The sequence below is a fragment of the Massilia brevitalea genome, assembly GCF_030711405.1.
Lineage (GTDB): Bacteria > Pseudomonadota > Gammaproteobacteria > Burkholderiales > Burkholderiaceae_D > Telluria > Telluria brevitalea.
Genome location: NZ_JAULSI010000013.1, coordinates 56,839 through 70,178 on the forward strand (window position 1 = coordinate 56,839; position 13,340 = coordinate 70,178).

The 13,340-nt window shown below is 65.0% G+C and carries 13 protein-coding genes; 5 read left to right on the forward strand and 8 right to left on the reverse strand.

Annotated features, from left to right (window positions below; all coding sequences use genetic code 11):
- Positions 1-43 precede the first annotated feature (43 nt).
- Together QWL29_RS10320 and QWL29_RS10325 are read left to right on the forward strand one after the other, a co-directional pair.
- Positions 44-931, forward strand: coding sequence for a ThiF family adenylyltransferase (locus tag QWL29_RS10320; RefSeq protein ID WP_305822802.1), 888 nt, complete (start codon positions 44-46; stop codon positions 929-931).
- Positions 928-1,992: a nitroreductase family protein gene (locus tag QWL29_RS10325; protein ID WP_305822803.1), complete on the forward strand. Its 1,065-nt coding sequence runs from the start codon at positions 928-930 to the stop codon at positions 1,990-1,992. The genes QWL29_RS10320 and QWL29_RS10325 overlap by 4 nt, the downstream gene beginning before the upstream one ends.
- 135 nt (positions 1,993-2,127) lie before the next feature.
- Here the strand turns inward: QWL29_RS10325 and pepA are convergent, their stop codons facing one another.
- From pepA to QWL29_RS10365, 8 genes are all read right to left on the reverse strand, one after another.
- Complete coding sequence (gene pepA / locus QWL29_RS10330; protein ID WP_305822804.1) at positions 2,128-2,985, reverse strand: flocculation-associated PEP-CTERM protein PepA; 858 nt, start codon at positions 2,983-2,985, stop codon at positions 2,128-2,130.
- A 183-nt stretch (positions 2,986-3,168) separates the two neighbouring features.
- Positions 3,169-3,888 carry a GAF domain-containing protein gene (locus QWL29_RS10335; protein ID WP_305822805.1) on the reverse strand — a complete coding sequence of 240 codons (720 nt, stop codon included), beginning with the start codon at positions 3,886-3,888 and terminating at the stop codon, positions 3,169-3,171.
- A 65-nt stretch (positions 3,889-3,953) separates the two neighbouring features.
- Positions 3,954-5,075 carry a nucleotidyltransferase domain-containing protein gene (locus QWL29_RS10340; RefSeq protein WP_305822806.1) on the reverse strand — a complete coding sequence of 374 codons (1,122 nt, stop codon included), beginning with the start codon at positions 5,073-5,075 and terminating at the stop codon, positions 3,954-3,956.
- Positions 5,072-5,989 (reverse strand): HprK-related kinase A, encoded by a 918-nt coding sequence (locus tag QWL29_RS10345; protein WP_305822807.1) that lies wholly within the window; start codon positions 5,987-5,989, stop codon positions 5,072-5,074. Before QWL29_RS10345 ends, QWL29_RS10340 begins: the two co-directional genes overlap by 4 nt.
- The gene (locus QWL29_RS10350) at positions 5,983-6,318 is read right to left on the reverse strand and encodes an HPr-rel-A system PqqD family peptide chaperone (RefSeq protein WP_305822808.1); all 336 of its coding nucleotides are present in this window, start codon (positions 6,316-6,318) and stop codon (positions 5,983-5,985) included. The genes QWL29_RS10345 and QWL29_RS10350 overlap by 7 nt, the downstream gene beginning before the upstream one ends.
- Before the next feature lie 21 nt (positions 6,319-6,339).
- Positions 6,340-6,984 carry a hypothetical protein gene (locus QWL29_RS10355; protein WP_305822809.1) on the reverse strand — a complete coding sequence of 215 codons (645 nt, stop codon included), beginning with the start codon at positions 6,982-6,984 and terminating at the stop codon, positions 6,340-6,342.
- A 245-nt stretch (positions 6,985-7,229) separates the two neighbouring features.
- The gene (locus tag QWL29_RS10360; RefSeq protein ID WP_305822869.1) at positions 7,230-7,844 is read right to left on the reverse strand and encodes an XrtA/PEP-CTERM system exopolysaccharide export protein; all 615 of its coding nucleotides are present in this window, start codon (positions 7,842-7,844) and stop codon (positions 7,230-7,232) included.
- A 170-nt stretch (positions 7,845-8,014) separates the two neighbouring features.
- A complete protein-coding gene (locus QWL29_RS10365) occupies positions 8,015-8,764 on the reverse strand; it encodes a S1 family peptidase (RefSeq protein WP_305822810.1) in 750 nt (249 codons plus the stop codon).
- A gap of 438 nt (positions 8,765-9,202) precedes the next feature.
- On the opposite strand from QWL29_RS10365, the gene QWL29_RS10370 reads away from it, so the two are divergent.
- Genes QWL29_RS10370 through QWL29_RS10380 form a run of 3 tightly spaced genes read left to right on the forward strand, consistent with a single transcriptional unit; the run spans position 9,203 to position 13,328 of the window.
- Positions 9,203-10,714: an XrtA system polysaccharide chain length determinant gene (locus QWL29_RS10370; protein ID WP_305822811.1), complete on the forward strand. Its 1,512-nt coding sequence runs from the start codon at positions 9,203-9,205 to the stop codon at positions 10,712-10,714.
- Positions 10,715-10,735: 21 nt separating this feature from the next.
- Positions 10,736-11,770: an XrtA-associated tyrosine autokinase gene (locus QWL29_RS10375; RefSeq protein WP_370663688.1), complete on the forward strand. Its 1,035-nt coding sequence runs from the start codon at positions 10,736-10,738 to the stop codon at positions 11,768-11,770.
- 10 nt (positions 11,771-11,780) lie between these two features.
- Entirely contained in the window at positions 11,781-13,328 is a 1,548-nt protein-coding gene (locus QWL29_RS10380) for a TIGR03016 family PEP-CTERM system-associated outer membrane protein (protein ID WP_305822812.1), read from the forward strand.
- Positions 13,329-13,340: the final 12 nt, after the last annotated feature.

Here is a 13,340-nt window from a genome sequence, read left to right on the forward strand (position 1 = left end):
CGCGTTGTTCCGCATTGTCCGCACTTTTTCCTTTTCTCCGCACATGACGACTCCTTTCCCCTACGAGCAGGCTTTTTCCCGAAACATTGGCTGGGTGACGAAAGAGGAGCAGGCAAGATTGCGGCAGAAGCGGGTCGCCATTGCCGGCGGCGGCGGCGTCGGCGGTGTGCATGCCATGACGCTGGCGCGGCTGGGCGTTACCAAATTCCACATTGCCGACTTCGACAGCTTCGACGTGCCGAACTTTAACCGCCAGGTCGGCGCCATGGTCTCGACCCTGGGCCAGCCGAAGGCCGACGTGATCCGCCGCATGCTGCTCGACGTTAATCCGGACTGCGAAGTCACGGTCTTCGGCGAAGGCATCAATGCCGGCAACCTGGAAGCCTTCATGAAAGGCGTCGACATGTACGTCGACGCGCTTGATTTCTTTGCCTTCGAGATCCGCCAGCAGACCTTTGCCCTGTGCGCCCGCCTCGGCATCCCGGCCAGCACGGTGGCGCCGCTGGGCATGGGCGCGGCCCTGCTGAACTTCCTGCCGGGCCAGATGACCTTCGAAGAATACTTCCAGTGGGGAGATTTGCCGGAAACCGACAAGGCCGTGCACTTCGTGGTCGGCCTGGCGCCGGCCGGTCTGCATCGCCCCTACCTGGTGGTGCCGGAAGCGGTGAATTTTGTCGAGCGGCGCGGCCCCTCGACCATCATGGCCTGCCAGCTGTGCGCCGGCGTGATGGGCACCGAAGCCCTGAAGATTTTGCTGGGCCGCGGCAAGGTGCTGGCCGCGCCCTGGGGCGTGCAGTTCGATGCCTACCGCAACAAGCTGGTGCGCACCTGGCGCCCGGGCGGCAACAAGAATCCGCTGCACCGCCTGATGATTGCGGTGGGCAAGAAGCAGCTGGCCAAGGATTTGGCCGCCGCTGGAGTACAACAATGAGCACGACCATCGAACAGATCCTCGACCTGGCGCGCTGGGCGCCCAGCGGCGACAACATGCAGACCTGGCGCTTCGAGATCGCCGCGCCCGAGCACCTGGTGGTGCACGCCTACGACACGCGCGACCACTGCGTCTACGACCTCGACGGCCACCCGAGCCAGATCGCCTTCGGCACCCTGCTCGAAACGATCGCCATCGCCGCCAGCGGCCACGGCCTGCGCGCCGACATCGCGCGCCGCCCGGCAGGGCGCGAGACCCACTCGGTGTTCGACGTACGCTTCGTGGCCGATGCGGCCGTTACGCCCAGCCCATTGATCGGCGCGATCAGGGAGCGCACTGTGCAGCGCCGCCCGATGAAGACCACGCCCTTGACGGCCGAGCACAAGCGCCAGCTGGAAGCGGTCGTCGCGCCCCACTACACCCTGGACTGGCTGGAAAGCCGCGACCAGAAGTGGAAGGCGGCAAAGCTCATGTACAACAACGCCCGGCTGCGCCTGACGATGCCGGAAGCATTCGACACCCACCGCAGCATCATCGACTGGGAAAACCGCGTCGAAAGCCCGGACAAGGTGCCGGCCAACGCCCTCGGCGTGGACGCCATGACCCTGCACCTGATGAAATGGGCGATGGTCAGCTGGCGCCGCATGAAGTCGGTGAACACCCTGATGGGCACCTGGGCGCCGCGCCTGCAGATGGACCTGGCCCCCGGCATGGCCTGCGCCGGCCACTTCGTGCTGCGCGCCGCCGGCAAGCCGGCCTCGATCGACGACTACGTGGCGGCCGGCCGCGCGCTGCAGCGCTTCTGGCTGACCATGACCACGCTCGGCCTGTACATGCAGCCGGAAATGACGCCGCTGATCTTTTCCAAGTACGCGCGCGAGAACACCCGGTTCACCGGGGACGCGCGCCTGGAAAATGCCGCGCGCGATCTGCAGCGCCAGACCGAGGCGCTGGTGTTCCAGGGCGCCGGCCATCCGGTGTACATGGGACGCCTCGGCTATGGCCCGCGGCCCGCGGCGCGCTCGGTGCGGCGGCCGCTGGCGCAACTGATGCAGCGCTGAGCTGAGAAATAAAGCAAAAAAACGGCAAGCTTGTGCTTGCCGTTTTTTATACCTACTTGGCGTGGATGGCGCCAGAAAAACAAAAAGAGCGGGCAATGCCCGCTCCTTTCAATGCTTCAGGAAATTCCCGAAAACTCAGGCTTTCTTGGCGCGCTTGCGAGCAGCGACGCCGGCGCCCAGCATGGCGATGCCGAACAGGGCCAGCGAACCTGGCTCTGGCACTTCAGCCAGCTTGAACTGACCGTTGTTGCCGACGAAGAAGTACTGGCCTGGCGCGTTGGCATACGAGGTGCCATCGCAGCCGGCGCCGGTGAAGCCGGCGAATTCGCAAGCGACTTCCGACACCAGGCGCGGGGTCGGGCTAGCCAGGGCGTTGGCGTTGGTGAAGGCGAACGACATGATCGAGTCGGTCGACAGGTCCTTGCCGTTGGCGTTGAAGAAGTAACCTGCAGCCAGCTGGCCTGGCATGGCTTTCGCCAGCACGGTCACTTGGCCGTTGTTGGTTGGGTCGCCGTCTGCATTGACCAAGCCGCCGCCGCCGGCCAGCACGTTGAACTCGGCGATCAGGTTACCCAGGTTGGCGCCGTAGATGCCTTCGGTGCTGGCGTACTGGTTGGTCTGGTTCTGGTACATGCGGATGGTGCCGCCGGTGAAGCTGAAGGCGCCATTGAAGGTGCCGGTGCCGGTTGCTTCGAACACGGCGCTGATGTTGCCGCCAGCATAGTTGTCGTCGAAGTCCTGGCCGTTCGAATCGGCTTGCTTGATGTTGAACACAGCGTGTTCACGGAACGAGAAGCTGTTGGTGCCGGTACCGGTCAGCGCGATGAAGGCATTGCCGTTCACGTCCAGGTATTCGTTGATGACTTGGCCGTTTTCAAAGCCGCCGCCGTTCGGGTTGAAGACCCAGTCGTTCAGGACAGGACCAGCGTGGGCGGCCGAGGCCATGGACATTGCAACAGCTGCGGCGCAGGTCAGTTTCTTCAGAAATTTCATGATCGGTAATCCTTGATGTGGTTGATCGGTTTTGGCAAACACACTCAACTATTAGCAAGCCCCGTGCCAGGATTTCACATTCTTTTAAAATCAACAACTTAGCGGAATCTATTAAAATTTCGATAACGCATCTGTAAAATTTATCGACATACATTTCCTACTGGAAAATGTCAAGCAGAATGTTTAATGTTTTTTATGCAACCTATTGTTCAGCTGGTCGATGATCTCGCTGGCGGCGCCCACGATCTGCGGGGCCTCGAAGCCGGCACGCGTCCACTCTTTATAGAATGAACGGGCCAGGATCCGCGCCACCGCTTCCGGGTTGCGGTAGGCGGTCAGGACCGGGCCTTCGGCCTCGCGGGCCAGGGCTTCCCGGGCAAAGCGCGAGGCCAGCAAATGTTGCAATTGCGCCACCTGGATCGACTTGCCGATGAACAGGCAGACCACCTCGAACAGCAGCAGGTCCGTTTCGGTAAAGCCCTTGCCGGCCACGTTCGCCACGCCAACCGTGCGGCCATCGATGCGGACCGGCGCCGACATCATGCTACGGCCCGGGTCGCCGGGGCGGCGCGCCAGCAGCGCATAGGCCGACTTGCCGATATCCTCGACCAGCAAGGCCTGCCCGCTGGCCAGCACCTGGCCGCAGATCGCCTCGCCACGCCCGATGCTTGCTTCCAGTGCGGCGGCCGGCAAGCGGTCGCCAGGCGCGCCGGCATGGGCATGCACGCGCAGGCGCCCGTCTTCTTCCCCGGCGCCGCCGCTGAGCAGCATGATCGAGCAGCTGTCGGCATCCAGCAGGCGCGCACATTCGCGGGCCTGGCCTTGCAGGCTGTCTTCCAGGCTGCCCTCGAACACGAAATCGCGCAGCGCGTGCAGGCGCGCCAGACCCTGGCTTTCTTCCATTCCCATTTCTCCTCGACAGGACAGGGCCTGTCCATGCTTGTTCCGCCGGCTGCGCCCCGTTGCGCCTACTGCGCCGGCTCGGCCTTCGGCGACACGAATGCCTTGTGAAACAAATGGCGCGACAGCATCAGCGGCGGCATGCGCAGCCAGTTACCGCGGATATACAGCGCGGCGCGGGCGGCCGGGTCGAACGCATCGGCGCAGCTCGGGTGCGGCGGCTGCAGTGCGCGCAGGAACAGCGCATCCATCAGCGCCAGCAGGGCCGGGTTCGGCATGCCATCGCGTGCAGCTTCCATCACGCTTGCCGGCACCGGCGTGCCCAGCAGGCGCGTGCAGTACCGCAGGGCATAGCATAGCGGACGCGCCAGTTCCAGCTCGCGCGCACGGCCCGGCAATGCTGCCCAGAAACCGGAGTCGGCGCCGAAGTGACAAAACAGGCGGTGCAGGTCGAACAGGTCGCGCAGGCCGTGGTGGTATTCGCCCTCGGAAAACAGGTGCACCGCGCTGTGCAGCACCATGTCGCAGGGCGCGAGCATATGGAAGCCTGCGCGGCCGGGAATCGCCCGCGCAGCGGCGCGCAGGCGTGCCGGGTCGGGCCGCACTGCCGCCGTCTCGGGCAGGATCGCGTGGTGCACGTCGATCACGCTGGCGCGGCGCATGTGCTGCAGCGGCGGCAGCTCGTGCATCCATTCGCGGTAGTAGCGCTGGTCGTAGTCGTCGTGGTGGCTGCCGGCCCAGCCGTGCAGCATCAGCGCGCTCTCGACCTCGGGCAGGCGCTCCTTCGGCACCAGCAGGTCGATGTCGGAAAACAGGCGGCCGGCACTGGCCGGCAGGCCGGCGGCGGCGTACGCCGTGCCCTTGAGCAGGATCAGCGGCAGCCCGCTCTCGCCGAGCGCGTGCCGGATCTTGCCCAGTTCGAGGTCGACCGCCTGCAGGTGGCGTTGCCAGACCGTGCGCGCCCAGCCCAGGCGGCGCTGCACGCGCGCCGGCAGGGCCGCCAGCACGCCGTGCTCGTCGGCCAGCAGGCACAGGGTGGCCGCCAGGTTCGAGGCCAGGGCCTGGCGCAGCAGCAGGTCCCAGTCGCGCTCGCTGAAACCGCCCATGGCGCCGGGCTCACGCAGGGCGCGCAGCAGCAGGGGAAAACGAGGAAGATGCGGCGCCGGAGGCAAATGCATTGGCTGCGTCATGCACGCTCCGCCAGCAGGCGCTCGAACACGGCGATGGCGTCGTCCAGCACGCTGTAATGGAAATCGAAGGTCCGCACCTCGTCCACCAGGCGCGCCACCGTGTGGAAACCGGTCTCGCCCAGCAGGCTGTAGTTGAAGGCATTCTCGGCCAGGCGCATGTGGGCGCGCGCCTGCGGCACCGGCGTCAGTTCGGCCGCGGCGCCGGCCTGCCATTTGGGGAACACGATCCAGGCCGGCGCGGCTGCCTGGCCGGCGCGCGCCACGCTGTCGCTGGATGCGCGCATGTGGGCCACGGTGCCCTTCACGGTGTCGGCTACCGGGCGCGTGAAGGCGGCGGCCGGTGCATAGTCGCGGATGATGCCGATCGAGGCGTTCTTCAGGCTCACCGGGCGCGGCAGCGGGTCTATTTTCCCGTCATCCAGCCGCACCAGTGTCAGTTCGTCGGACAGCAGGCGCCAGCCGCGGTTGACCAGGGCCGCGCACAGCGTGCTTTTGCCGGAGCCGGGCGGCGCCGGCAGGATCGCGGCCAGGCCGTCCTTCTCGATCACGGCGGCGTGGATCACCAGCCAGGAATTGGCCTGGCTCGAAACGCACCAGTTCATCGCCCATTCGAACATCGGAAAGGCCTGGTCCAGCGGCAGCGGCTGGAAAGGCGCCATGCCGTCGTAATGAAAGTGCACCTGCGGGCGCAGGAAGCGGCGCAGGCCCGTTGAACCGCTCAGGCGTACGTGGAAATCGGCCAGCGCGCCCTCTTCCAGCACCGGATAGTCGGCGTACATCGTGCCCAGGGTCGCGGCCAGCGGCGCCAGTGGGCTGTGCACGCAGGTGACGAAGGGACCGGTTTGCAGGCGCAGGCCGGGGCCGCGCAGGCGCGCGCGCAGTTCGCGTTCGCCGAGGCTGGCCACGGTCAGCATGGCTGGGTCCCGGGCAAAGGTTCGATCAGCCCAGGTGCGATCAAGTCAGGTGCAATCAGCTCAGGTGCAATCAAATCGAGCGCGGCCAGGTCGGCCAGCAGTTCGTCGAGCTCGGCGCGCCATTCAGGGTCAAGGTCGGCGCCGGCGTCCTGCGCCAGGCCGGCGGCCGTGCGCGGCATGTCGCGCAGCGCGCCCAGCACATCGAGGACGTCCTGTCCCAGCAGGTGGGTGTCGCCGGTCAGGTCGTTGAAGAGCACGCATTCGCCGTCGTGGCAACGGTGCACCAGGCGCTGCCCGGGGGCCAGGCGCCAGATCGGCGGACTACTCATGCGTAACGAAGGCTGATCGGGCTAGCGGAAGGTGGTTTGCAGATAGGCGGCCAGCTGCAGGCCGGTCCACGCCTTGGCGCTGCCGCTCGGCTTGTACGAGCCTTTCAGGCTGTACTCGTCCCAGATGGCCACGACCTGGTCTTCCGGCAGCACGCTCGGAATCCCGGCCCGCTCCGAGGCGCGGGCGTTGAGCAGGGCGGTGACGATCTGCAGCGCGACGAAGGAGCGGTCGATGGCGCGCACTTCCTTGGTCTGCTGGACGATCTGCAGCAGGGTGAAATTCTTCAGGTGAATATAGGCACCACGCGGCTGCAGCACTTCGACGAAACGCGTCTCCGGGCGGGTGCCGCAACGCGACTTCCAGGATTTCGAATTATCGCGCCAGAAGGTAAACGAGCGATTGTAGCTGCAGGAATTCTTTGGGTTGTGGCTGGCCGTCTTGATCGACATGAAGCCCGACGGCGACGCGCAAACGCCGCCGTAGTTGCCGTAGGTGGCCATGCCGGGCTGGCTGTGCAGGGTCAGGATGACACCGGCCGCGCCGGCGCCGGCACGCGTGAAGCGGCGCCGCGACGCGCCGCGCGCATCGAGTTGCGGTACTGCGGGCGCTGCCTGTGCTTCCTGCGCCGCGTTTGCCGGGGCGCTGCGGCCTTCTTGATCTTCCATATCGACTTTTTCCTGAGCGACGTTTTTCTGAGCGACGTTTTCCAGATGCATAGAAGTATGCCATCACCCTGCCGGGCATTTGCTTTTAATTACTAAGCAAGCCCCGTACCAGCCTGAATAAATTGACTAAATGCAACAAAGAATCAAGCACTTAGCGGGGCTGGCGGGGCATAGGCCCAAATTGCAACGACGCCCAGAAGGCGCCGTTGTAAGAAAACCCGACAGTCAGCAAGGTTCAGGCAGGATCAGAAGAAGCTTTCCGGCACCACCAGGATGTCGCCCGGGCGCATCGGCATATTGGCCGAAATGTCGCCTTCCTTGATCAGGTCGTCCAGGCGCACGTTCAGCTTTTCCTGCTTGCCGTCGATCGTGCGGATGATGAGGGCTTTGTTACCCGAAGCGAATTCGGTCACGCCGCCGACGGCGATCAGCACATCCATCAGCGACATGTCGCGGCGGTAGGCCAGGGCCTGCGGCTTGGCGGCCTGGCCGATCACGCGGATCTGCTCGCCGTAGTTGCCGACGAAGCCGGTTACGATCACGGTGACCACCGGCTGCTGGATGAACTTGGCCAAGGCGGTTTCGATGTCGCGCGCCAGCGCGGTCGAGGTCTTGCCGGCGGCCGGCAGGTCTTCGACCAGCGGGGTGGTGATCTTGCCGTCCGGACGCACCGGCACCGACATCGACACTTCCGGATTGCGCCAGACGATGATGTTGACGGAGTCGCCCGGTCCGATCAGGTAGTCGGCCGGTGCGGCCTGGGCCATGGCAGCAGCCGATGGCGCAGCGGGTTTGGTGGCGCAACCCGCCACGGCCAGGCCGCAAGCGAGCGCCAGGGTCAGTTTCGTCAGGTTCGTCATGATCTTGTTCACGTCAATTCCTTTCCCGGCATGCAGCGACCGGCAACGCCCCGCTGTGTCGAATGCCACAAAATTGTTATTTAGCCATCAAACCGGCGTATTGTATCGTAATCGTGTTTCCTCAAAGGCATGCACGATTGAAATACTTCTCTTTTTTCACACTCGTTGCATCATGGTCTGGCCAGCAGTTCAGCGACGTACTGGGACGGTATCGCATAACTGATGCCGCTGGGCATCGTGATCGCTGTTTCTTTCAAGCCTTTCACGAACACCATATTAATCACCCCCAGCACGGCGCCGCTATCCGGATCGTAGACCGGGCTGCCGCTATTGCCCGGGTACGCCGTGCCGTCGAGCTGGAAGATCTTCAGGCCGCCGCGCTGCAGCTGGGTGATGGCGCGCGCATCCAGGCGCTTTGAACTCATCGACGGCATGACGATCGGGGTCAAGGCCGACAGGTTGGCGCGGTGGGTCACGTGGTTCAGTCCCAGCACCATGCCCAGCGGAAAACCGGTGAACGCCAGCGCCTGGCCCTCGAGCGCTGTGCGCGAGTCGCCCAGCGCCAGCGCCGGCAGCGGGGCCCCGCCCTCCAGGCGCAGGTGGGCCAGGTCGTGCTCACGGTCCAGCGCCACCAGGCGCGCCGGCCGGAACGCGATGTCCTGGCCGCTGCCGACCACCACGCCGAGCTGCTCCATCTTGGCGCCGTCGAGCTTGTCGGGCACGACGTGGGCATTCGTGACGATGCTCAGGCCGTCGCCAACGGCGAAGCCGGTGCCGGTAAACATCACCGACGGGCTGCGCGTCTTCAGGAAGGTGCCGACCCCGACCACGGATGGCTTGACCTGTGGAATCGTTCGGACCAGGCCATCGGCCTGCGCCGGCGCCATCGGCAGCGCCAGCAGACTGGCCAGGCCGAGCATGGCGGCACCCAGCCAGGCGCGAGGCCAGGCGTAAAGCCGACGGCGCGGCGTTGATGCCCACCGTTTTTTATTATTTCGATTAGGAATCAATCGTGCAGACCTTTTTGTATTTTAAACATTACAATACATCAGCTTGATGTTGAGCAAAGCGATCCCGTGCTCTTTTCCGAGTACTTCTCACGGTTGACCTAGTGCAACATTTTAGTCCCAGCAAAGTTTGCTTGCCGACAATAATACTCCGTCAGGCTGGCCTGGGCTCGGGTTTTATGCGTTGCAGCTGAGAATTTGTGTTGTAAGCGGTGCCACCCGGCGCCTTTATTAGCATGATTTTCCGGCATGCAATTGCAATTGCACAAACTACAAGCGATGATGCGGGTTCTTTGTTGATTGTTGTAGCTGGGCGCAACAGCGTCCGGCGTTCATGGCGAGACTGACGAGATGGCAGAAATAACAGCCCTTATCCTGAATTTCCTTAAGGCCATCGGTAAATACCGTTGGCATGCAGTGACCATCGCCTGGGTGGTGGCGCTGATCGGCTGGGCCATCGTGCTGCGGCTGCCCAACCAGTACGAGACCACGGCCCGGGTCTACGTCGATACCCAGAGCATCCTGAAGCCCCTGCTATCGGGCATGACTTCGCTGCCGAACATCAACCAGCAAGTCACCTTCATGCGCCAGACCCTGATCAGCCGTCCGAACGTGGAACGGGTGATGCGCATGACCGACCTCGACGTGAAAGCGCGCGACGCCGACGAGAAGGAAAAGATGATCGACAATTTGATGTCGAAGATCACCATCGCCGGCACCGAACGCGACGACATCTATACGATCAGCTACCGCGCCCCCGATCCGAAGCTCGGCAAGGACGTGGTGCAGTCGCTGCTGACCATCTTCATGGAAGGCAGCTACGGCGGCAAGAAGCAGGAATCCGACAAGGCTGTCCAGTTCATCGACGACCAGATCCGCAGCTATGAAGAAAAGCTGGCGTCCGCCGAGAACACGCTGAAGGAATTCAAGATCAAGAACATGGGCCTGCTGCCGCGCGAAGGCGCCGATTTCGGCAGCAAGGTGGCGTCCGCCAGCGACGCCCTGAGCCAGGCGAAACTGGAACTGGCCGAAGCCGAGCAGTCGCGCAACGCCATCCGCCGCCGCATGACGGGCGGCGGCAAGGACGGCACCGCGCCGGTCGATCCGGAACTGGCCGAGCGCATCGCCAGCACCCAGAAGAACCTCGACTCGCTGCGCCTGCAGTACACCGAGCAGCACCCTGACATCATCTCGACCAAGCGCCTGCTGGACCAGCTCCAGGAACGCAAGAAGGAAGAGGCGAAAAAGGGCGGCGTGAACCCGAACCTGGCCGCCAGCCCGATGATGCAGCAGCTGAACGTGACCCTGTCGGACGCCGAATCGCGCGTGGCCGCCCTGCGTGCCCGCGTCAACGAGTACCAGAACCGCGTGAACACCCTGCGCACCCAGAGCACCACCGCGCCGGAAGTCGAGGCCCAGCTGGCCCAGCTGAACCGCGACTACCAGGTGAACCGCGAAAACCACCAGCGCCTGATCGAACGCCGCGAACAGGCGCGCCTGTCGGGCGATTTGTCCTCGGCCACCGACATCATGTCGTTCCGCGTGATCGAGCCGCCACTGGCGCCTGCGGTGCCGACCGGCCCGAACCGTCCGGTGCTGTTCACCGCCGCCTTCCTGGTGGCGCTGGCGGCCGGCCTGGCCGGCGCCTTCCTGATGAGCCAGTTCCGCCCGACCTTCCTGAGCCAGACGGCCCTGCGCGAAGTGACCGGCATGCCGATCCTCGGCACCATCAACATGCACTGGACCGATGGCCAGAAGGTGCGCCGCAAGAAGCGCCTGTACGGCCTCGGCGCCACCGTGCTGCTGCTGATCGGCCTGTATGGCGCGGGCATTGCGACCATGATGGCCCGCCCGGGCCTGTAAGGAAGAATTTTAGGAGCGAATGTGAGCATTATCGAAAAAGCGGCAAGCCGCATTGACCACACCCGCAATACCCCGCCAACCGCGGCGGTCCCTGTCGAGACCGGCGAGGAAGCCGTCGCGCTGGCGCCGCACGCGCCGCACCCTGCGGTGATTCCCGCAGTGGCGCCGGCCCCGGTCATCCATGCCGTCGAGACCTTTGCGCCGACGCCGGCCGAAAGCGCTGCGGCAGCCCTCGCCGCAGGCAGCGCGGCGGCGCCAGCGGCAGCCATCAACGCCCACGCGGCGCCGGCCCAGCCGCGTGCCAGCCGCGCCCAGACCGGCAAGCACAGCGCACGCAAGGTCGACCTCGACCTTGCCCGCATGCGCGAGGCCGGCATGGTCACCGCCGCCAGCGGCCGCACCAGCCTGCTGGAAGACTTCCGCGTCATCAAGCGCCCGCTGCTCAAGCGCGCCTTTGGCGAAGCCTCGACGCCGGGCCGCCCGAACAACCTGATCATGGTCACCAGCTCGCTGCCGGGCGAAGGCAAGACCTATTGCGCGATCAACCTGGCGATGAGCATCGCCATGGAACTCGACCACACCGTGCTGCTGGTGGATGCCGACGTGGCCCGTCCTTCGGTGCTGCGCACGCTCGGCCTGCCGGCCCAGCGCGGCCTGATGGATATCCTGATCGACGACAAGCTCGATTTGTCCGACGTCATGCTGCGCACGAACGTCGACACCCTGAGCATCCTCCCGGCCGGCACCAGCACCGCGCGCGCCACCGAGCTGCTGGCCAGCTCGACGATGAGCAACATGGTCAACGAGATCGCCAACCGCTATCCGGACCGCGTCGTCATCTTCGATTCGCCGCCGCTGCTGCTGACCAGCGAATCGCGCGTGCTGGCCAGCCACATGGGCCAGATCGTGATGGTGGTCGAGGCCCAGACCACGACCCAGCACGCGGTCAAGGAATCGCTGCGCCAGCTCGAAGGCTGCAGCAACGTGAACCTCATCTACAACAAGGCCCGGGACATCCCCGGCATCGAAGAGACGTATGACTATCACTACGGCTAAGCGTTCGCGTATGCTGCGTCCGCTTCGCTTGAGCCCGATGGCGGCGGCGCTGCTGCTGGCCATGGCCGGCAACAGCGCCCATGCTGAAGTCAAGGTCACCCCTTCCTTCAGCCTGACCGAAAGCTATTCCGACAACGTCAACCTGCGCAGCGACGCCACCAAGCGCTCGTCCTGGGTCACCGAGGCCATGCCGGCCATCGACGTCCAGGCGAACAGCTCGCGCGTGCAGTTCAATGCCAGTGCGCGCGCCTACTGGTACGACTACAGCGAGGAAGACGTGCCGGGCGTACGCAACAGCCAGTACCAGTACAATGCCGCCGGCCGCGTCAACGTGGTCGACCAGCTGTTCTACCTGGATGCCAGCGCGGGCGGCAATTCGCGCAGCATCTCCGCCTTCGGCCCGCTGGCCGAGGACGTCAACGGCAACCGCTATACAAGCGAGAACCAGACCGACGTCAACACCTGGCGCATCAGCCCCTACCTGACCCACCGCTTCGGCACTTTCGCCTCCGCCACCGCGCGCTACAGCCACGACAGCGTGCAGTCGGATTCGAGCAGCATCTTCGGCAACAGCACGGCCGACGGCGTGACGTTCGACGTCGTCAGCGGCACGGGCTTCCGCAACGTGGGCTGGAACCTGCACTACGCGCGCCAGGAAGTCGACAACGAAAGCTTCGGCGACACCTCCTCGCAGAACGCCACGATCGGCCTGAGCTACCGCCTCGGCACCACCGTCAGCCTGAACGCCACCGGCGGCTACGACAAGTACGACTACCAGGCGCTGGGCGGCAAGACCGCGGGCGCCAGCTGGTCGGTGGGCGCGGGCTGGGCGCCGTCGGCGCGCACCAACATCCAGGCATCGGTCGGCCGCCACTACCTCGGCAACACCGGCTCGCTGATGGCCCTGCACCGCAGCCGCCACAGCACCTGGAAGCTGGGCTATTCCGACGCCGTCACCACCAGCCGCTCGCAGTTCTCGCTGCCGGCCGCGATCGACACCGCCTCGATGCTCGACTCGCTGTTCGCAGCCACGATTCCCGACCCGGTGCTGCGGCGCCAGGCAGTGGAAGCGTATATCCTGGCCGCCGGCCTGCCGTCTTCGCTGGCCGACAACATCAATTACCTGACCAACCGCTACATGCGCCAGAAGCTGCTGCAAGGCTCCGCTGCCTTCAACTGGCGCCACAGCAGCGCGGTGCTCTCGGCTTACGCCAGCGAGCGCACCGCCCTGTCGTCGTCGGAGAGCGACAGCGGCCTGCTCGGCAGCCAGCTGCGCGCCCTGAACGACAGCGTGCGCCAGGCCGGTTTGACGGCTTCCTACAGCTACCGCCTGAGCGCCCGTTCGACCGCGCTGGCTTCGCTGTCGTCCAGCCATTCGCGCTCGCTCGATACCGATTTGAGCGGCAAACAGAACTCGCTGCGCCTGGGGCTGACCCACCGCTTCGGCCGCTCGGTACGCGGCAGCATCGACCTGCGCCGCACCACCGGCGACAGCGACATCACGCGCCGCGACTACACCGAAAACGCCGTCTCCGCCACCGTGACGGTGCAGCTCTAAAATACGGAGTGA

Coding starts and splice junctions, on each gene's coding strand:
- QWL29_RS10320 (WP_305822802.1), top strand. CDS start 44: ATGACGACTCCTTTCCCCTACGAGCAGGCTTTTTCCCGAAACATTGGC.
- QWL29_RS10325 (WP_305822803.1), top strand. CDS start 928: ATGAGCACGACCATCGAACAGATCCTCGACCTGGCGCGCTGGGCGCCC.
- pepA (WP_305822804.1), bottom strand. CDS start 2,985: ATGAAATTTCTGAAGAAACTGACCTGCGCCGCAGCTGTTGCAATGTCC.
- QWL29_RS10335 (WP_305822805.1), bottom strand. CDS start 3,888: ATGGAAGAAAGCCAGGGTCTGGCGCGCCTGCACGCGCTGCGCGATTTC.
- QWL29_RS10340 (WP_305822806.1), bottom strand. CDS start 5,075: ATGACGCAGCCAATGCATTTGCCTCCGGCGCCGCATCTTCCTCGTTTT.
- QWL29_RS10345 (WP_305822807.1), bottom strand. CDS start 5,989: ATGCTGACCGTGGCCAGCCTCGGCGAACGCGAACTGCGCGCGCGCCTG.
- QWL29_RS10350 (WP_305822808.1), bottom strand. CDS start 6,318: ATGAGTAGTCCGCCGATCTGGCGCCTGGCCCCCGGGCAGCGCCTGGTG.
- QWL29_RS10355 (WP_305822809.1), bottom strand. CDS start 6,984: ATGGAAGATCAAGAAGGCCGCAGCGCCCCGGCAAACGCGGCGCAGGAA.
- QWL29_RS10360 (WP_305822869.1), bottom strand. CDS start 7,844: ATGACGAACCTGACGAAACTGACCCTGGCGCTCGCTTGCGGCCTGGCC.
- QWL29_RS10365 (WP_305822810.1), bottom strand. CDS start 8,764: ATGCTCGGCCTGGCCAGTCTGCTGGCGCTGCCGATGGCGCCGGCGCAG.
- QWL29_RS10370 (WP_305822811.1), top strand. CDS start 9,203: ATGGCAGAAATAACAGCCCTTATCCTGAATTTCCTTAAGGCCATCGGT.
- QWL29_RS10380 (WP_305822812.1), top strand. CDS start 11,781: ATGCTGCGTCCGCTTCGCTTGAGCCCGATGGCGGCGGCGCTGCTGCTG.